11 protein-coding genes and 1 pseudogene are annotated in these 19,459 nt (G+C 64.2%); 6 read left to right on the top strand and 6 right to left on the bottom strand.

The window, feature by feature from the left end; genetic code table 11:
- A partial coding sequence (locus AB5Y50_RS05835; protein WP_368162444.1) for an IS4 family transposase occupies positions 1-1,061 on the top strand: 1,061 nt, incomplete at its 5' end.
- A 53-nt stretch (positions 1,062-1,114) separates the two neighbouring features.
- On the opposite strand, the gene thiI is transcribed toward AB5Y50_RS05835, so the two are convergent.
- Complete coding sequence (gene thiI, locus AB5Y50_RS05830; protein WP_103858574.1) at positions 1,115-2,563, bottom strand: tRNA uracil 4-sulfurtransferase ThiI; 1,449 nt, start codon at positions 2,561-2,563, stop codon at positions 1,115-1,117.
- A gap of 164 nt (positions 2,564-2,727) precedes the next feature.
- Here thiI and AB5Y50_RS05825 point away from each other — a divergent pair, with 164 nt between their 5' ends.
- Positions 2,728-3,687, top strand: coding sequence for a hypothetical protein (locus AB5Y50_RS05825; protein ID WP_103858573.1), 960 nt, complete (start codon positions 2,728-2,730; stop codon positions 3,685-3,687).
- A gap of 91 nt (positions 3,688-3,778) precedes the next feature.
- On the opposite strand, the gene pbpC is transcribed toward AB5Y50_RS05825, so the two are convergent.
- The 3 genes from pbpC to AB5Y50_RS05810 form a co-directional block, all read right to left on the bottom strand.
- Entirely contained in the window at positions 3,779-6,187 is a 2,409-nt protein-coding gene (gene pbpC / locus AB5Y50_RS05820; protein WP_180911570.1) for a penicillin-binding protein 1C, read from the bottom strand.
- Positions 6,153-10,997, bottom strand: a complete 4,845-nt coding sequence (locus AB5Y50_RS05815) for an alpha-2-macroglobulin (protein ID WP_235687597.1) — start codon at positions 10,995-10,997, stop codon at positions 6,153-6,155. Before AB5Y50_RS05815 ends, pbpC begins: the two co-directional genes overlap by 35 nt.
- A 330-nt stretch (positions 10,998-11,327) precedes the next feature.
- Positions 11,328-11,462 (bottom strand): hypothetical protein, encoded by a 135-nt coding sequence (locus AB5Y50_RS05810; RefSeq protein ID WP_258039987.1) that lies wholly within the window; start codon positions 11,460-11,462, stop codon positions 11,328-11,330.
- A gap of 87 nt (positions 11,463-11,549) precedes the next feature.
- On the opposite strand from AB5Y50_RS05810, the gene AB5Y50_RS05805 reads away from it, so the two are divergent.
- Complete coding sequence (locus AB5Y50_RS05805; RefSeq protein WP_235687596.1) at positions 11,550-12,587, top strand: AI-2E family transporter; 1,038 nt, start codon at positions 11,550-11,552, stop codon at positions 12,585-12,587.
- A 167-nt stretch (positions 12,588-12,754) separates the two neighbouring features.
- Here the strand turns inward: AB5Y50_RS05805 and AB5Y50_RS05800 are convergent, their stop codons facing one another.
- Positions 12,755-14,443, bottom strand: a complete 1,689-nt coding sequence (locus AB5Y50_RS05800) for an FAD-dependent oxidoreductase (protein ID WP_103858570.1) — start codon at positions 14,441-14,443, stop codon at positions 12,755-12,757.
- 134 nt (positions 14,444-14,577) lie between these two features.
- Between AB5Y50_RS05800 and AB5Y50_RS05795 the strand changes: the two genes are divergently transcribed.
- The 3 genes from AB5Y50_RS05795 (at position 14,578) to AB5Y50_RS05785 (ending at position 19,171) form a co-directional block, all read left to right on the top strand.
- Entirely contained in the window at positions 14,578-17,517 is a 2,940-nt protein-coding gene (locus tag AB5Y50_RS05795) for an EAL domain-containing protein (protein ID WP_103858569.1), read from the top strand.
- A gap of 75 nt (positions 17,518-17,592) precedes the next feature.
- Positions 17,593-18,435 carry a pyruvate formate lyase 1-activating protein gene (pflA, locus tag AB5Y50_RS05790; RefSeq protein WP_010674272.1) on the top strand — a complete coding sequence of 281 codons (843 nt, stop codon included), beginning with the start codon at positions 17,593-17,595 and terminating at the stop codon, positions 18,433-18,435.
- A 94-nt stretch (positions 18,436-18,529) separates the two neighbouring features.
- Positions 18,530-19,171, top strand: coding sequence for an energy-coupling factor ABC transporter permease (locus AB5Y50_RS05785; RefSeq protein ID WP_103858568.1), 642 nt, complete (start codon positions 18,530-18,532; stop codon positions 19,169-19,171).
- Positions 19,172-19,218: 47 nt separating this feature from the next.
- Here AB5Y50_RS05785 and AB5Y50_RS05780 read toward each other — a convergent pair.
- A pseudogene (locus AB5Y50_RS05780) lies at positions 19,219-19,459 on the bottom strand (IS4 family transposase); the annotation flags it as partial.

Raw genomic sequence — 19,459 nt, 5'->3', positions numbered from 1 at the left:
TCATCCAGGCGCGCCAAAAACTGGCTGACCAAGCCGTTCGACAGGTGTTCCAGCAGACCGCCACACTCTGGCATCAGCAGTGTCAGCACCCCACCTGGGCCGGCTTGCAGCTGCTGGCCGTGGACGGGGTGGTCTGGCGCACGCCCGATACTCCGGACAATGCCGGCGCCTTTGCCAAGTCGAAAACCGTCCAGGGGGAGACGCAATATCCCCAGGTCCGCATGTTGTGTCAGATGGAGCTGACCAGTCATCTGCTGACCCAGACAGTGATGGACTCCTGTGCGGTAAACGAGATGGTGTTGGCAGAGCAACTGATTGAAAAAACACCCGATAATAGCCTGACCCTGTTCGATAAGGGCTTCTACTCACTGGGGTTACTCCATGCCTGGCAACGCCAGGGCGTAGCGCGTCACTGGCTTATTCCGCTGAAAAAGGGGGCTCAATACGAGGTCATCCGCAAGCTGGGGCGGCAGGATGTGCTGGTACGCCTCAGTGCCAGTCCGCAGGCCAAGAAGAAGTGGAGCGAGTTGCCGGAGCAGTTCGAAGCCCGGCTGCTGACCCGGACGGTAAACGGCAAGGAGCGGCAGGTGCTGACCTCGCTCACCGACCCGCTGCGCTTCCCGGCCAGCGAGTTGATGGAGCTATACCAGAATCGCTGGGAAATCGAGCTGGGCTATCGGGAGATGAAACATAGCCTGCAACAGCACCGGCTGACGCTGCGCAGCAAGAAACCCGATGGAGTAAGGCAGGAGCTATGGGGCTTGGTATTGGCCTATAACCTACTGAGATATCAGATGGTTAGGATGGCGGCGAGCTTAAAGGGCTATACGGCCAGCCAGTTGAGCTTTCACATGGCATCGGTGTATCTGCTGCATGAACTCAGTTGCCTGCCGTTTGTGTCACCGGGCATGGTTCCAGGGCGTGTCGCTGAGTTGGACAAACAGGCAGAGCAGTTCAAGTTACCCGCCCGCCGAGAACGAAGTTACCCAAGGTGCATCAAAGCCAAACCACAGAAGTATGCGACGAGAAAACCTAGTAAAAACAATGCCAGTCAGGCTTAACTGACTGGCATTAGCGCCTTGGCCGGATTTTTTATACGCGTCTTGCCGTCACATCACGGACGGTAGACCTTGACGTTGGCAAAGCCCTTCTCCTTGAGGTAAAGCGCCTGCAACTTGCTCATCACGCCGCGATCGCAATAGAGCAGGTAGGTCTGCTCCTTCGGCAGATCGCCAAAGGCGGTTGCCAGCTTGAAGAAGGGAATGTGCAGTACGTCGCGCCCTTCCACCACCAGCGGCTTCTCGTCGCGCTCATCACTGGAGCGGATGTCCAGAATGACTTCGTTGGCGGCCAGCACCTGGGTGGTCTCCACCTCCTGCACCTGCGCGGCAGTCTCTTCGCCGATGCGACGGATGTCGAGGTAGCGGGCCTCGCTCACCACCTTATCCAGGATGGCGAAGTCGAAGTTGGCCTCTTCCGTCTCGATGCGGGAGAGCTCGGCCTTCACGGTCGGCTTCTTGGAGATGACGCCGCAATACTCCGGCATGGTCTCGGCGAACTCCAGGGTACCGATGCGACGGGCCTCGCTGATGATGTCCGGCTTGTCCCAGGTGATGAGCGGGCGCAGGATCACCTTGTCGGTCACCCGATCGATGACGTTCAGATTGGTCAGGGTCTGGCTGGAGACCTGGCCCACACACTCACCGGTCACCAGGGCCGGGATCTGGAACTCGTCGGCCACCTTGGCGGCGGCGCGCATCATCATCCGCTTGAGCACCACCCCCATCTGACCGTTGTCGATCTTCTCGAGGATCTCGGCCACCACGGGCTCGAAGTCCACCGCGGTGAAGCGTACCCGGTGGGAGGAGCCAAAGCGGTTCCACAGGTGATAGGCCACCTGCTTGACACCGATCTCGTGAGCCGCACCGCCCAGATTGAAGAAGCAGTAGTGCACGCGGCAGCCGCGCTTGATGAACTGGAATGAAGCGACACCGGAGTCAAAACCGCCGGAGAGCAGGCTCAGCACATCTTCCTGAGTCGCGATGGGCATGCCGCTCAGGCCCTGATGGATGGCGCTGACGATGAAGAGCTCCTCGCCGTCGATCTCGAGGTTGATCTTCACGTCCGGGTTCTTGAGGCGCACGCCGTTGCTCACGCAGTGCTGGTTCAGGCCGCCACCCACGTAGCGTTCAATCTCCAGCGAGGAGAATTCGTGTTTGCCGTGGCGCTTGGCACGCACGCAGAAGGTCTTGCCCTCGAGCTGATCACCCCAGACGGCTTTCACCTGCTCGAAGATGTCGTGCAGGTCGGTAAACTTGCTGGCCTGCACCTCGAGGAAGGCCTGAATGCCGGGGATGCAGGCCAGGGCTTCGATGGCCTGCTCGCGGAACTGGTCATTGCGGGAGCTCACGATCAGCTTGTCCCAGTCCATCCGCACCCGGGCATCGTCGTCGAAGCGGCGCAGGACATTGCGGATGTTGCCCTGCAGTATCTTGATGAAGCGCTGGCGAACCGACTTGCTCTTGATGGTGATTTCCGGGAACAGCTTGATAATGAACTTCATGGTATTGACTCGGGTGGCCTCGATTTAAGGGCGCGAATTATATCAGAACTTTGTGGCCAGCGCCTACTGGATGAGCGGCCGCTCACATTCCCCCACGCAATGTTTGCCGCACCCTGGCCATCTTGCGTATATTCCCCAGCCTGCGCCCCGGCAACACGGCACCCATGAAAACCCATATCTACTACCCCGGCATGGAAGTGCGGGATGAACTCTGGCTCAAGTTTGCCCTGCTCTATCTGGAGCGGCTCGCCTTCGTCTTCACCGTCAGTGAAAAGAGCGGCCTCACCGCCCTGCTGGAGACCCTGCGCCGGCAGACCGACCTGCTGGCCGAACCGCCAGCGCCCGCCTTCTTCGCCGCCATCACGCCCCAGATCGAGAACCAGATTGCCGGCCTGCTCACTCCCGACTTCGTCCGCCACAAGGTGTTTGGCAACAAGGAGTTGATCGGTCGCTGGCGCACGCCGGCCAACCACGACTGCTTCTGTCCTGCCCAGGCGGGGCTGGAGCGGCTGCACGGCTTTTGTCTGGCTCACGGTTTTGCCAGCCTGGAGGAGGGCGGGTTCAGGATGGCGCGCCGCTTTGCCAACCTGCTCTCAATGCGCCTCGCCCGCGAGTGGGCACTCGCCAATGAGGGGGCCTTGATTACGGATCACGACTATCTGGACCGGCTGCTGCACCTGCTCGAATCGCGCTATCACAACCGCGGCGGTCAGGATTGCTTCCACCTCGAGATCCCGCTGCGAGTGCCCGCCAACTTAAGCGAGATCCCCATTGCAGAGCTTATTGCCCTGCGCGGGCGCAGCGGTTTTCGCCAACAGCTGGCCGAGTTCCATCAGGCCCTCGACGCCCTGCTCGCCATGCTGGGCAGCGGCTACGCCGAGCCCGCCGTGCTGACCCGTTTCGAGCAGGCACAGCAGGGGCTCAACCCGCTGCTGGGGCCCGAGACGGTCAGCCTGCCGCTCACCACCCTGATCAGCACCAGCCTGCCCGCCATGGCGATGATCCACCGCCTCAAGGCGAGCCACCCGGACAGCCCCCTGGTGTTTCACCCCATCAAGAAGAGCCACTTCCACCAGCGCAAGAGTCAGCACTTCTTCACCCGACTGGGCCAGGTCAAGCCCTGAGCCGGTCGGCGCCCAGCCGAAGGTGGATAACCCCTGGCATCGGAGCCATCCCCGATGTCGTCAATATTCTGGCGCCTGCCATGGAGCCCCCTCAGGAGGGATTTTCCAGCCGAAACTCGATGCGATCGCTGTTGCCCGCCTCGTCCACCACCACCAGCTGGTAGCGACCCGCCTCACTCAACACCTGATCCCCGTCCCAGCGCAGCCGCTGGCCGTTGAGAAACCAGGCCGGCTTGCCGACGCCCCCCAGCACCCTGGGCTGCAGCCGATAGCGCTGGCTGCGGATAAGATTGCCCTCCCCCAGCGCCAGGATGCGGATGGGGGCCTGCAGCTCGGCGCTCTGCCCCTCCCCCGCGCAGCCGCTGGCAAGCAGCGCCTGACGCCGCTCGCCGGGCGTGCGCCACGGCTCCAGCGACAGCGGCCACAGGGCCCGAAAACCGGATTGCGCCGCATCCTGGCAACGTGTCAGCGTCGGCTTGCCCGCAACGGTCAGTGCGACCTGGCGCAGCGGCGAGGGCCAGTCCATGGGATCTGGCAAGGTGGGGGGATCGCGCCCTTCCAGCAACCAGGCGCTCTGGCGCTGCAAACAGGTCTCAGGCAGGGTCGCGCTCACCCTGCGCCCCAGCGGCCAGCAGATCTCCGCTTCGCTGACCGTGTTGGGCTGCATCGGCAGAGGGCTGTTGTCAGCCAATCGCGAGTAAACCGAGAGCAGCAGCGGCACCGCCGCGCTCTGGCCGTAAAAACCGGGCATGGGAGTGCCGTCGGGGCGCCCCAACCAGACGCCGATGGTCCAGCGACCGGAGACCCCCATCGCCCAGCTGTCGCGATAGCCATAGCTGGTGCCGGTCTTCCAGGCCAGCCGGTTGACCCGGCCGGTCGCCTCACTGGCAAAGGGCTGATCCGCGCGCCCCTGGGCGCTCAATATCTGCCAGATGATCCAGGCGGCCCCCGGGCTCAGCAAGGGGCGTGACACCACCTGCTGCCCCGCCAGCCAGACCGGCATCGCCACCTGCCCCTGCCGGGTCAGTGCGCTGTAGAGCGCCACCAGCTGCTCGAGCCGAATGCCCGCTGCCCCGAGCGCAATAGCCGGATTGGGCTTGCCTACGAGCGCCAGTCTCACCCCGGCGTTGTCGAGGCGGCTGACCAGCTTGTCCGGCCCGAGCGCCTCCAGCACCTGCACCGCCGGCACGTTGAGGGATTGCTGCAGTGCTTGGGCCAGCGTCACCGGCCCCTGAAAGGCACCGGAGAAGTTGGCGGGGCGATAGTCCGAGCCCAGCCTTGGCGCATCGGAGAGCAGAGAGGCCGAGTGCACCAGCCCCTCGTCCATCGCCAGACCGTAGATGAAGGGCTTCAGCGTAGAGCCGGGAGAGCGGATCGCCTGCACCATGTCCAGATAACCGTGGCGGCGCAGATTGCCATACTCGGCGCTGCCCACATAGGCGCGCACCGCCATGGTTTTGTTGTCGACCAGGAGCAACGCCGCTGAGGTCTGCTCGGGGAAGCGACGGATATAGCTCGCCACCCGCCCCTCCAGCCAGCGCTGCAGATCCCCGTCGATGGTGGTGCGCACCAGCGCCCCGGCCTGATGGTCGGCGGCGAGGCGGGCAAAGAGCGGCGCCTCCATCGGCGTGAAGTGACCGCGGGCCAGCACAGGCTCGATGCGTCCCTCCAGCCAAACCTGTTCTGGCCAGACGCCCTGCGCCACCAGCCGCTGCATCACCTTGTCGCGGGCGGTGCGGGCCCGCTCGGGATGCCGGTCCGGCCGGTTGCGGCTGGGGGCCTGGGGCAGCACCGCCAACAGCGCCGCCTCGGCATGGGTCAGCTTGGCGGCGCTCTTGCCGAGATAGGCAAAACTTGCCGCCTGCACCCCCTCCAGATTGCCGCCAAACGGCGCCCGGTTGAGGTAGACGGTGAGCAGGGTGCGCTTATCGTAGTGCCACTCCAGCTGCAGCGCACGGGCCATCTGGCGCAGCTTGCCGGGCACGCTCCTGTGGTAGGGCTCGATAAGGCGCGCCACCTGCATGGTGAGGGTCGAGCCCCCCGACACAGCGCGTCCGTAATGCAGCCACTGCCAGATCCCGCGCACCATGGCCACCGGATTGACCCCGGGATGACGCCAGAAGTAGCGATCCTCGTAGCCGAGCAGCGCCTCGATATAGCGGGGGGAGACCTGCTCCAGGGTCACGGGGTAACGCCACACGCCGCTGGTATCGGCAAAGGCGCGCAGCGGTCGCCCCTTCATGTCGAGCACCACCCGCGCGTAGGCTGGATCGAGTGGCGGCGGCGGGAAGAGTCGATCCAGCGCCAGCAATGACAGGAGCAGTGCTACAACGCCCAGCACCGAAAAGCGCAGCCAACGTGGCAGGCCACCAAGCCAATGCAAGCAAGCGCGGCCAGTGCGACCCAGGCTCAGCCAGCCACGCTGCCAGAAAGTGAGCGGGCGAACCCGCTCAAGGGAGGGTGTGTTACTCAGAGATACGCACCTCGTGGATATCCTCACCCACAGCCCGGATCTCGGGACGGTACATATCCTCCACCTGGGTCGGCGGCACCAGATAGCGACCCGGCGTCACCGCCCGCATCAGGTAGACCAGTTGCTGGTTGCTCCCGGCACTCAGATCCAGCGCCGCCGTGTAGCGGTCATCGCGAAACTCCTGATGCTTGAGGTAGTCGTTCCACTCGCTCTGCCACGCCGGTTTCCCCTCGATGGAGAGCTCTTCGAGCTTGATGCTGTTGCCAAGGGCCGGATTCTCCAGCTCGAAGCCGGCGGGCACCATCTCCACCAGCAGGGCATCGGGCACCGCCGATTCACTGCTGACATTGAGCCGCACCACCACCAGATCGCCCACCTTCACCTTGGTCGGGTCAAAACGCTGACCGTCGCTGTTGAACCAGCTGCGGGTCACGCTTATCCCCTGACTCAACCGGGTAGGAGCCTGCTCGGGATAGCCGATGAGGGTGCGCTGCACATAGAGGGATCCCTTGCCCTCGTTGGTGACGGTGCTCGCGGCCAGTGCCTCTGGGGCGCCCTGCTGCAGCGGAGCCGAACCGCTCAGGGATCCACTGCCAAGAGAGGAGGTCACCCTGGCCTGCCAGTCGACGGCCGGATCGACGCGGGCCAGTCGCAGCAGGGCGAGCCGCTCCTGGGTGCTGAGCCACTGACGATGAGCCAGGGTGTCGGCCACCTTGGCACTGAGGGCCTGCCAGCGCTCCGCAGCCAGCTTGTGCTGGCGCAACAACGAAAGCTCAAGGGCCTGATCGCGCAGCGGCGAGCCGTAATCCCCGAGATAATCGTCCCCGCGCTCGGTCGCCAATGCCCGGCTGAGGGCCTTGGCGGCGTTCTGCTCATCCCCCATGGCCGAGAGGGCCAGGGAGAGGTGCAAGAGCGGCAAACCCGAGCGGGCGTGATCGGCCTGCTGCTCCCAGACAAGGCGCAGGGTAGCGAGCGGCGCCTTGCCCACCCGGGCCAGCACATAGGCACTGTAGGCCTGATAGGCCAGCCGGCTGTGCTCGGGAGCACTGCTCCAGCGCTCACCATACTGACTGTCGGTAAGATAGCTCTGCAACCGGTTCAGCGCCTGATTGAGCATCGCCTCCGGCACGGCGTCGCCCGCCTCCTTGCGCGCCAGCAGATAGTCGGCGGCATAGGCGGTGAGCCACTGCTCCTCGTCGGAGCGACCATCCCAGAGGCCAAAGCCGCCGCTGGGCAGTTGCAACCGCTGCAGCCGTTGCAGCAGGGCGCGTTGCACATCCGCCTCGCTCGCCGCTTTCTTGCCCGCTGCGGGTTTGTGCCAGGCGGCCCGCTCATCGGCCGTGGTCAGCAAGTAAGGCCAGGCTCGGGACAAGGTCTGCTCCAGACAGGCATAGGGGTAGTCGGCCAGCGCCTGCCACTGGGCTGCCGGATCCCAGGGGGGAGTGCCGGAGAGGCTGAGCAGCCCCTGCAGGTTGGCACGATCCAGCCCGGCCAGCTCAGCTGGCGCAAAGCTCATCTCTTGGCCGGGAGCCAGCATCTGGTAGCGCTGGCGAGTCTCGGCAGGCCAGGGGGAGCGCAGCGGTAGCGACCAGTCGCGACTTATCGCAAAACCCTTGCCGCTGGCAGCCAACTGCAGGCTTGCCACACCGCTCGCCCCGGTCACGGTGAGCGGCAGGGTCAGCCACTGCTCCTCGCCATTTTTAAGGGACAGGGTGCCGGGCAGCTCGCCGTTTGCCTTGAGCCCGCCGTTGAGGGTCCAGGCAAGGGAGAGGGTCTGATCCTCACCGCTCATGTTGCGCAGCTGCATCAGCGCCCGGGTCTCATCCCCTCTGGCGCCAAAGCGCGGCCAGCCAATTTCGGCCACCAGGGGCGCCACTACCTTGACGGCGCGCTCGGCCTCACCCACCTGCTGTTCGTTCCAGGCCAGCGCCATCAGCGCCAGTTCGCCGTTGAAGTTGGGTAGATCGAGCGGGATCACCGCCTTGCCCTGCTCGTCAAAACTCACCTCGCCGCTCCACAGTGCGGCTATCTCGACCCGGCTCTCCAGCGCGCCGCCCTTTTTCAGCGGCGCCCGGTCACCCCCGTAGTTGAGGCGAGCCAGCTTGCCATCCTGTGGCGGGATCACCTGACCGTAGTTGTCGAACAAATCCTGGGCGAAGCGCTTGCGACCAAAGAAGATCTCGAACGGGTCGAGGGGCTGGTAGTCGCTGATATTGAGCACACCCCGATCCACCGCCGCCAGCACCACCCGCCCCTGACTGTTGGGGGTAGAGGTGGCGATCACCTCCAGCCGGGTAAGCGGCACCGCTTTGTCCGGCGCGCTCAGGGTAAGCGGAAGACGGCGCGCTTCCCGATCCAGGGTGAGCGGCACCAGACCGACCGAGCGCAGGCTTTGCACACTCTTTTGGCTCACCGGCTTTGAGTCACTGTCTGGCGCGGCAATCTGGGCCGAGATATGCAGATCATGGCGCTGCCACTCGGGGCTGACCGGGATCTCGAACTCGCCGCGGGCATCCTTGGCATCGCCACCGGCCCCCTTGAGCTCGATGCGCTGCCACCAGCGCAGGCCGTCGCCATCTTCCACCAGCAGCAACCCCTTGCCGGGGCGCGGGGCCACCAGGGTCACTTTGGCCTTGTCACCCGCCTGATAGGCGCGCTTGTCGAGGGTGATGGCAATCTTGTCAGGCCGCGCCTGCTCGCCACCGCCGCCCCAGGCGTAGCTGCCGATCTCCACCCGCAGGCTGGATTGATGGCCCTGACTGTTCTCCACCTCCAACCGATACCAGCCCGCCGCCAGTTGCAGCGTGAGCGGGGTCGGCCCCTTGCCATCCAGCTGCAGGGTCTGCTCCTGCTCCAGATAGGGCTGGCTGTTGAACTCGTACTTCCACCCCTCCCCATCGGCGTAGTGCCAGTAGTAGTCGCGGTACTCGTTGATGAGGCGCACCTTCACCGCCCCCGCCACCGGCTGGCCTTGCTCATCGAGGTTGAGGATTTGGAAGGGGAGCGGCTTGCCCCCTTCCACCCGCTCCGCTACGAAATCGGCCTTGAGCGCTGGCCACTGGCTGCCTGCGGGCCAGCCATACTGGGTGCGGCTGCGATTGACGGCGCGGCCACCGGGCTCGGAGAGCGACACCCGATAGGCCACCTCCAGCGGCCCGAGGGCACGCACCCCATCGAGCTCATCAGCAAGCGAAAAAGTCCCCTGCCCCTGCTCATTGAGGGTGAGACTGAGCGCCTCGAGATCCTTGGCCTGCTCGGCGAGCAGCACGTCACCCAGCGTGAACTCCTGCCACTGGGTAAAGGGCATGGTGGCGCGGCTTAACTTCACCTCCGCCTTGGCTTTGGTGGCACTGGCTGGTGCGCCGTAGAGATAGTCCCCTTGCAGCGGCAGAGTGAGGGCGGCGTCCAGACTCGTCACTTCCCCATCCGGCCCCTTGCCAAGCTGCAGTTTCAGGCGCTCCGGCAAAAACTCCTCCACCAGGAAAGGCCACTCGAAACGGCTGCCGGCGGCAGTCTTGAGGTTGATGGTCCAGCGCCCGAGCGGCGCATCATCCGGCAGATGCAGGCCGTAGTGGGCCGCGCCCAAATTGTCCGGCAGCAGGCGCTTTTGTTCGAGCAGCTGGCCGTCCGGCTGTTTCACCTCCAGCTCCACCGCCATGCCCGGCAGCAGCTGGCCATCCTGCCCTTTTAGCAGGATCTCGCTGTCGAGCCGCTCGCCGGGGCGATAGAGATCGCGTCCGCTGAACAGATAGAGTTGCTGGGCCTGCCAGGGCTGGGTGCCGAGATCGAAGGTGGAGAGATCGAGGGCCGCACCATCGAGGCGCAGCACCGCCAGATGCTTGCCCTGCTCGGCCAGCAGCAGGCGAGCCCCCTGCACCTGATCGAAACGGCGATGACCTTGGGGGTCGGTGGTTTGCACCTGCAGCCGGTTGCCCTTCTGGTCGAGCAGGGAGAGCTGCACATCCTTGAGGGGGTCGGCGCTGGCCAGGGAGCTGACGAACACCTCCAGCTCATCGCGGTAACGGCGGGCACTGAGCCCCATGTCGCTCACCGCGAAATAGGTGGTCTCCTTGCGCCAGTCGTAGTTGCCAAGGGGGGACATTACCGCAAAGTAGACGCCAGCCTCCGCCAGCTGCGGCTCCTTCACATTGATGAGGCGGGTCTCGCGCCGGTTGGCATCGAGCTCCAGCGCGTAACGGCCGCTGAACACCCGCTTGGCCCGCTTGGTGATCTGTTCAAGCTCCCAGTTGCCCATGCCGGCACCGGGGCGATACTCGGCCAGGAAACGGGGCAGATACTCCGCATCGACCCGGAAGAAGTCGATATTGACCTCGTCCACATTGACCGCGCTGATGGGCAGGCGCAGCTCGTCGCGCAGCGGCAACACCATGCCGCTCGCGGTAAACGACGCCCCCACCTCCAGCGGCCGAGTCTTGAGGGTCCAGCGCTGGGGGGATGGGCCCAGCCCAGCCTTGAGGCTCACCTCGTAGCGTTTGTCGGGCTGAACGTTCGGGAAATAGAGGGTGCGGCCATCGTCGGCGAGGATCCACTCCCCCTGCACCTGCTTGCCCCCTTCACTCACAGAAAGCCAGCTCTGCCAGTTTGCCTTGGGCGCCAATGGGCCGGAGAAGACCAGCGCCAGCGCCGGGGCATCGCGATATTGGCGAGCATTGGCTTGCACGACTGAACTCGGCTCCCCTGCCTCCTGCCGGGCAGTGGATTCGGTGGTCGGAACCTGGCTGACAGGCTTGTCGGGGCCGCAACCGGCCAGCAGCAGCGCCGCCAGCCAGGCCACACGGGGAAGACGAGTCACGGGGCAGGAGAGAGAGAGGTGCATGGTGTTCATCCCGGGTTGGATCGCCGCAGCGCAGGAGCCAATAGAATAAAGCGTCGCTCCCGGGAACACCAACTGCCATATCGGGCGGCATCGGCCAACAGAGATGCCTACATCGCCACGGACGCGGGCACGACGCCCCGTGAAGCGCGAGGTTTATTCGAGGCCCCGTATGCGATCTCCTGTTCCATGAAAGAGGATTGTCGTGATTTTCTGAACCCGGGCTAAACCGGGCACCACTGTTCACTTGTGCGTGATCGGGCCATTCATTATGCTCGGCCCTGCTCAACGCAGGCCTTCCAATCAACGACATATCAAGCAGATAAATATTTTTTAAGCCTTGAACACCTGTGCCATACATAACGTGCAGGTGCGCTCGATGTATGCCTCAACCATTGAAAACAAACTTATTAATTGTCCATCGACCAGAATGCCGACCTTGAGTTTACACAGGGTCAGCGGGGTCATGCATCCATCCCTCTCTGGAGTCATATCAGCATGGAAAATAACGATCTGTCCCTCGTCGAAAAAAGATTGGTTGCCCGATTCCTGGACATGTTCATCAAATTTGGTCTTATTCTGGCGCTAGGCTCGTTCTGCTTCACCGTGTTCTCCCCTTTCATGAACATGATGCTGTGGGCCCTGATCCTGGCGGTCACCCTTTACCCCCTCCATCAGCGCTTTGCCGCCAGACTCGGGGGAAAACAGGGTCAGTCGTCCACCCTGCTGGTCCTGCTGGGCATCCTGCTCATCGTGGCCCCCACCGTGGCCATGCTCGGCTCCCTGGGTGACAGCGTCAGCGCCCTGATAGACAAGGTGAACAACAACACTCTGGTGATTCCGGCACCTTCCGCCGACATCGCCAGCATCCCGCTGATCGGTGCCAAGCTGCACGCCTTATGGACCAAGGCATCCGTGGATCTGCCGAGCCTCCTCATCAGCTACAAGCCGCAGCTCGGCGACATGGCCAAGCAGACTGTCACCATGCTCGCCAGCATGGGGGGCGGCCTGCTGGGCTTCGTCGCTTCTTTCATCGTGGCTGGTATCATCATGGCCTGGGGTGCACCGGGTGCCATCAGCGCCGAGCGCATCGCCATGCGCATCACCGATGAGCGCAAGGGCCTCGCCCTGACCAAGCTGTGCACCAGCACCATCCGGGCCGTGGCCATGGGGGTCATCGGGGTCGCCTTCATCCAGGCCCTGCTGGCTGGCGTCATCATGTCCCTCGCCGGGATCCCGGCGGTCGGCATCTTCTTCGTCCTGGCGCTGATCCTGGGCATCGCCCAGGTCCCCGTCATCCTGGTCACGGGACCGGCCATCGCCTTCATGTGGATGGCGGGGGATCACGGCACCCTGCTCAACGTCATCTACTCAGTGCTGCTGGTCGTGGCCGGCATGGCCGACAACGTGCTCAAGCCCCTGCTGCTGGGGCGTGGCGTCGATGCGCCCATGCCGGTAGTGCTGCTGGGGGCCCTCGGCGGCATGGCCACCAATGGCATCCTCGGCATGTTCATCGGGGCGACCCTGCTCTCCATCGGCTATCGCATCTTCATGGCCTGGGTCGACGATGCCCCGGCCAACGCGGCGCAGTAGCCTCCCCTCCTTCATCCCCTGTGGCGGTGCGGCAACACCCTATCCGCACGCCCCTCGGCGACGCGGCAGCCTGATCGGGATCGACCCCTGATGAAGAAACGGGCCACTCACTGGAGTGGCCCGTTTGCATACAGAGTGATCAATCGGGCCATGTCAGCCTGGAGGATCTACTCGGCGATCACCGTCTGCCAGGTCTTGAAACCGCCGGAGAGGTTCTTGACCCGAAAACCGTGCTGGCTCAGCAGACGGCAGGCCACGTGTCCCCGCAGTCCCACCTGGCAGCTGATGAGCAGCTCTTTATCCTTGGGCAGCTCATCAAGACGGCCGCGCAGTTCGTCCAGAGGAATGTGCAGCGCCCCCGGGATGCGACCCAGCTTGTCGAGTTCGGGGCCATTTCGCACATCCACCACCTGCTGATGGGGGTGGCGAGCCAGCACCTCGGCTGCGTGGCAGAGCAGGGTGTCCCCCTTCAGGTGGTTGCTCGCCACGAAGCCCGCCATGTTGATCACATCCTTGGCCGAGCCAAAGGGCGGCGCATAGGTGAGCTCCAGATCCTGCAGATCAAATACGGTGAGGCCGGCGCGCTGGGCCACCGCCAGCACGTCGATGCGCTTGTCGATGCCATCCTTGCCGATGGCCTGGGCGCCGTAAATCTTGCCATCCGGGGCAAACAGCAGCTTGAGGCTGACCGGATGGGCGCCAGGATAATAGCCGGCGTGGCTGCCCGGGTGGACATAGACCTTCTCGAACGGCAGCCCCAGCTGCACCAGCCGCTTCTCGTTCAGCCCCGTGCTCGCCACCGCCAGATCGAACAGCTTGCAGATGGCGGTTCCTTGCGTCTTCTTGTAGGTTTCGCTTCGCCCCAGCATGTTGTCGGCGGCGATGCGCCCCTGGCGGTTGGCGGGGCCCGCCAGCGGGATCAGCACGGACTCGCCGGTGACGAAGTCGGTCTCCTCCACCGCGTCCCCCACCGCGAAGATGCAGGGATCCGAGGTGCGCATGCCCGCATCCACCTTGATGCCGCCCCGCGGCCCCAGCACCAGTCCCGCCTTGGCGGCGAGCAGGGTCTCGGGCTTGACGCCGATGGCGAGGATCAGCAGGCCGGTGTCGAGATGAGAGCCGTCGCTCAGGGTCAGGCGCAGTCCACCCCGCTGGGCGGTCGCCACGGCGGCGGTCTTCTCGGCAGGCACCTCCAGGCTCTCGATGGCAGCGAGGCCGGTGCGCAGGCGAAGATCGACCCCCTCTTCGCGGATGCGGGCGTGGAGCAGGTTGGCCATCTCCTTGTCCACCGGCGCCATCACCTGATCGGAGAGCTCAAGCAGGGTGACCGCCAGCTTGCGCTGGTGCAGCGCCTCCATCATCTCCAGCCCGATGAAACCGCCCCCCACCACGGTGACGTGGCGGGGCTTGTCGTGCGCCAGCGCCGCCAGGATGCGATCCATGTCGGGAATGCTTCGCAGGGTGTGTACCCCCGGGCTGTCGATGCCGGGGAAGGGAGGCCGGATGGGGGCGGCGCCCGGGCTCAGCAGCAGCACGTCGTAGGCTTCGCACCGCTCTTCGCCGGTCAGCAGGTTGCGCACCAGCAGGCTCTTGCCGGCCCTGTCTATCTCGATGACGTCGTGAAACACCCGCACATCCACGTTGAACCGGCGCTTGAAGCTTTGCGGCGTCTGCAGCAGCAGGGCATCCCGATCCGGGATATCCCCCCCGATGTGATAGGGCAGACCGCAGTTGGCGAAGCTCACGAACTCGCCCCGCTCGAACATCACGATCTCCGCCTCTTCGCTCAAACGGCGGGCACGGGCGGCGGCGGACGCTCCCCCGGCCACACCACCCACAATCAGGATCCGTTTCATCTGCAAGACTCCACTCAACAGGAAATGACCAATAAATTAGGCTTATCTAATTTAGAATTCAATGAAATTTTGTTTGCCACGGATTTGCAGTATTCTTGCCCTCCGACAATTGCTCAACAGGATAGTGTCAGTTCATGTCGTCTACCGCGCTCAGCCATCTTCCGACCGCCAGCCAGGCGCCCCTGTTTTTCCGCCTGGATACCCGTAGTCAACGGCTGGTCGCCCTGACCGATGTGATGCAGACGCCGCTCCATTGGCTCGACGAGCCTCGCAGTGCCTGGCCGGCCCAATTGCCGGACGCCCTGCGCCAGCCCATCGAGCAGCGGCTGGCCAGTGGCAAGGGGGGCAAGCTGGTGCTGCGCTTTGACGCCCTCCTCTGGCACATTTCCCTCTCCCACGAGCAGGACGCCTTCTGGCTCATCTGCCTGCAGACCCAGTCCCAGGAGAGCGCCGCCAGCCTGTCCCTGCAACTGCCGCGCCTGAGCCAGATGGCCAGCCAGCTGCAGTATGACGCCATGCTGGAGAGCCTCAAGGAGTGCCTGGGGGCCGATCGCCTGATCCTCTGGCACTACCAGGCCCATGGCGCCCTTGGCGGCGAACAGCTGACCCCGGTGTTCACCCTGGGGGTGGACGCGCTCGGTGCCATTCGCGGAGACAGCCGTTACATCCGGGCCCTGCGCGCCCGGGGCGCCCTGAGTTTCTCGGAGGCGGCCCACCAGCCCATGCTGAGCCAGCACTACTATCTGGCCGATGCCAATGTCTGCTCCCGCCTGGACGGCGCCTTGCTGGAGCAGGAGAAGCTCATCGGCGTGCTCAGCCTGGAGTATGCCGAGAGCACCCTCATCAGCGATGACACCCTGCAACTGGTGCGTCATTGCGCCCGCTTGCTCGGCCACTGGCAGCCGGACCCCGTGGCGACCGACGCCCCGGACCTCGCGCCCCCCCCCGGGCTTGCCAACCTGACCGGCAACGATTACTGCCGCGCCCTGCTGCGCTGGGCCATGGGCCTGAGCGGTGCCCACAGGGGCTGGATCGGCGAGTTTCAGCCTCGCGGTCAGGATCTCTGGCTCATTCCCCGCTGCGTGGTGGAGGGGGATGCCTTCGCCGTCGTCAAACCCATGCCCATGGACATCGGCCCGGGCCGGGAGATCTTCCAGCACGGGCAGAGTCTCTACGTGGAAGATCTGGCCCTGCGCTATCCCCAGTCCAGCCTGCTGCTGGCCCTCGACGCCAAGGCCTATGTCGGCATCCCCTTCCCGGGGCCAAACGGTCTCCCCCTGGGGCAGCTCACCCTGCTGCTCGCCACCCCCCTGGCCGATCCCGCGCCCCTGCTGGACGTCCTCTACGAACAGCGCGAGCGGGCCGCCAGCGAGTTGCAGCGCCTGGCCAATGACGATGCCCTGCGCCTGGCCGAAGTGGCCTTCAACACCCACGACGGCCTGCTGGTGATGGATCACGGGGGCATCATCCTCAAGGTCAATGCCTCCTTCAGCTGCATCACCGGCTTTGCCAGCGAGGAGATGCTGGGCCTGCACATCGACGCCCTGAGGCCCACCTACTATGGCGACACCCTCAAGGAGGAGGTGATCGCGGCGGTCAACCGGCAGGGATACTGGCTCGGGGAGGAACAATGCCTGCACAGGGAGGGACACCTCTTCCCGGTGCGGCTCATGGTGAGCGGGGTCAAGGACGAGGAGGAGGAGATCAGCCACTTCGTCTGCAGCTTCCACGACATCACCCAGGAGAAGGAGACCGCCCGCCACATCGAGCGCCTCGCCTACTACGACGACCTGTGCGATCTCTACAACAGGCGCAGCCTGACCGACATCATGCAGCGCACCCTGCAGGCCCCGAGTGGTCAGTGGGGGGCCCTGCTGCTGCTGGATCTGGACAACTTCAAATCCATCAACGACTCCCTCGGTCACGCCTGCGGCGATCTGCTGCTCCAGGCCGTGGTGGTGCGACTCAAGTCCCTGCCCCAGGAGAACCTGGTGCTCGCCCGCACCTCGGGTGACGAATTTGCCCTGCTCTTCACGGCACTGGGCCAGGGCTATATCACCGCCAAGATCCTGGCGGAGCACTTTGCCCGGGAGCTGATGGGGATCTTCCGTGCCCCCTTCGACATCGGCGATCACAAGCTGCACTGCAGCGCCTCCGTGGGGATCAGCCTGTTCAGCGATGACGACAAGGATCACCTTGTCCTGATGCAGCAGGCCGATACCGCCGTCCACATGGCCAAGCGCGCGAGCCAGGGCAACCATATCTTCTTCAGTGAAGCCATGGCGGAAAAAGAGAAGAGCAAGCTTTCTCTCAACAACCAGCTGCGCGATGCCCTGCGCAACAACGAGCTGGTGCTGCACTACCAGCCCCAATACCGGGTCGACAACGGCACGCTCTCGGGCATAGAGGCGCTGCTGCGCTGGCAGAAGGCCGACGGCACCATGGTGCCCCCCGGGGAGTTCATCCCCATCGCTGAGGAGACCACCCTGATCCAGGAGATAGGCTACTGGGTGATGAAGACCGCCTGCGCCCAGTACAGCTTCTGGCTCAACAACGGTCTCGCCATCCCCCATCTGTCGGTCAACGTCAGCGCCCGCCAGTTCCACACCGCCGGTTTCGTGCAGCAGGTGGAGTACATTCTGCGGGACACCGGGGTGCCCCCGTCGCGCCTGCTGCTGGAGATCACCGAGTCCGTGGTGCTGGAAAACCGGCTGGAGTGCATCGCCAGGATCCGCCAGCTCAAGGCCCTTGGCCTGCTCATCTCCATCGACGACTTCGGCACGGGCTACTCGTCCCTGGCCTATCTGCGGGATCTGCCCGCCGACGAGGTGAAGCTCGACAGAAGCTTCATCCAGACCCTGGTCCACAGCGAACAGGACAAGGCCATCGTCAAGGCCATCCTGGATCTCGCCCGGGTGTTTCGTTTCACCGTCACCGCCGAAGGGGTGGAGGAAGAGGAGCAGCTCGCCGTGCTCAAGGCCCTGGGATGCCAGCATTATCAAGGCTTCCTCACCAGCCGGCCGCTCCCCGTCAAGGCACTGGAGAGCCTGCTGGGTGCCACCCCTGCGGGCTAAACTGGTAGGATTTATAGGGCTTTCTGTCATAAAATAACGACCGCTCGAACCTTGTCCGCACCATTGGAGTCGTCTATGTCAGTCATTAACCGGATCCCCGCCGTTGAATCCAAGGGACCTGCCACCCCCGGCACGCAGCGGATCCCGACCGTTGAAGCCAGCGACACCGGCACTACCGACATCATTGGCCGGATCCACTCCGTCGAGACCTGCGGGACCGTCGACGGCCCCGGCATCCGCTTCATCGTGTTCATGCAGGGCTGCCTGATGCGCTGCAAGTATTGTCACAACCGGGACACCTGGGACACCCAGGGCGGCCGCGAGGTCACCGTGCCCGAGCTGATGAAGGATCTCACCAGCTATCGCCACTTCATGAATGCCTCCGGCGGTGGCGTGACCGCCTCCGGCGGCGAGGCCATGCTGCAGCAGGAGTTCATCGCCGAACTGTTCACCGCCTGCAAGGCCCAGGGGATCCACACCTGCCTCGACACCAACGGTTTCGTGCGTCACTACGACGAGCTGCTCGACCGGGTGCTGGACAACACCGATCTGGTGCTGCTCGACATCAAGCAGATCAACGACGAGAAGCACATCCCCCTCACCCACGTCAGCAACAAATACACCCTGGAGTTCGCCCGCTACCTGGCCTCCCGCGGTCAGACCATGTGGATCCGCTACGTGGTGGTACCCACCTGGTCCGACGATGACGAGAGCGCAGAAGGACTCGGCCAGTTCATCGCCGAGCTGGGGGAGTGCGTCGAGAAGGTGGAGCTGCTGCCCTACCACGAACTTGGCAAGCACAAGTGGGACGTGCTGGGAGATACCTATGATCTGGTCGGCATCAAGCCCCCCAGCAAGGAGACCATGGACAGGGTCCAGGGCATCCTTGGCAAGTATCACCCCAACGTGAAGTATTGAGACAGGAGGCCGCCCGGCAGAGGGCGGCCTCTTTTCATTGCGCCGGCGTTCGCCACGGCGCCATCACCGACAGCCGCATCCGGGGGAACCGCTCATGAGTGAAGGACAAGTTGCCGCCCTCCTGCTCTGGCTGGTGCTGCTCGCCTTCAGTCTGAATGCCTCCCTGCTGCGCACCCTTGGCGCCCACCCGCTCTATCAGCATCTTTGCCTCGGCGGCGCCATCGTGCTGGTACCGCTGTGGACCTTGCGGGCCGGGTTGCACGAGGGGCTCGAGATCCACTTTCTCGGCCTCACCAGCCTGACCCTGCTGCTGGGCTGGCGCCTCGCCCTGCTCGCCCCCTGCCTCACCCTGCTGCTCCTCGCTTACTTCGGGGTCATCCCCCTGGCCGACATCGGCTCGCAGGCCCTCATCGGCGTTGCCCTGCCGGTGGCCACCAGCTGGCTGCTGTTTCTGGGGAGCTGGGCCTGGCTGCCTCGCCACCTCTTCGTCTATCTGTTCGTGGCAGCATTTCTCGGGGGGGCGCTGAGCATCTCGGCCAAGGTGATCGCCAGCGCCTTGCTGCTGGGGGTGAGCGGCACCTACTCCTGGCACACCATCAGCGCCGACTACCTCTCCATCTGGCCGCTGCTGCTCTTCCCCGAGGCGCTCCTCAACGGCATGACCATGACCCTGCTCGCCGTCTATCGCCCCCACTGGGTCAACACCTTCTTCGACAGAGAGTACCTGGGGCGCTGAGCCTGCCCGTGGTCCATAAAAAAAGCCCGCAGTTGCGGCAATGCTGTTCACTTAAGCGGAGCCGCATTGCGATTTACCGGAAAACGGGTCTTTGATATCTTCACCGCCCTGGGTCTCGATGGCCTGGGGCGTTTTTCTATGAACATGACGCCTATGCAGCCCCGCAACTCCGCCAACCTCCGTGGCGTATGGACTGGCGATAACGCGCCCGCCATCACTGCCATCTGGTTCGCGATGAACTGACAGGCAAACTTAAAGCTCACCTCATTGGGCGCTCGCTGATGGGCT

Origin of the sequence: Aeromonas sp. s6, assembly GCF_040907815.1 — a bacterium.
Classification (GTDB): Bacteria; Pseudomonadota; Gammaproteobacteria; order Enterobacterales; family Aeromonadaceae; genus Aeromonas; species Aeromonas caviae.
This window is presented reverse-complemented; position numbering and strand designations above follow the sequence as displayed.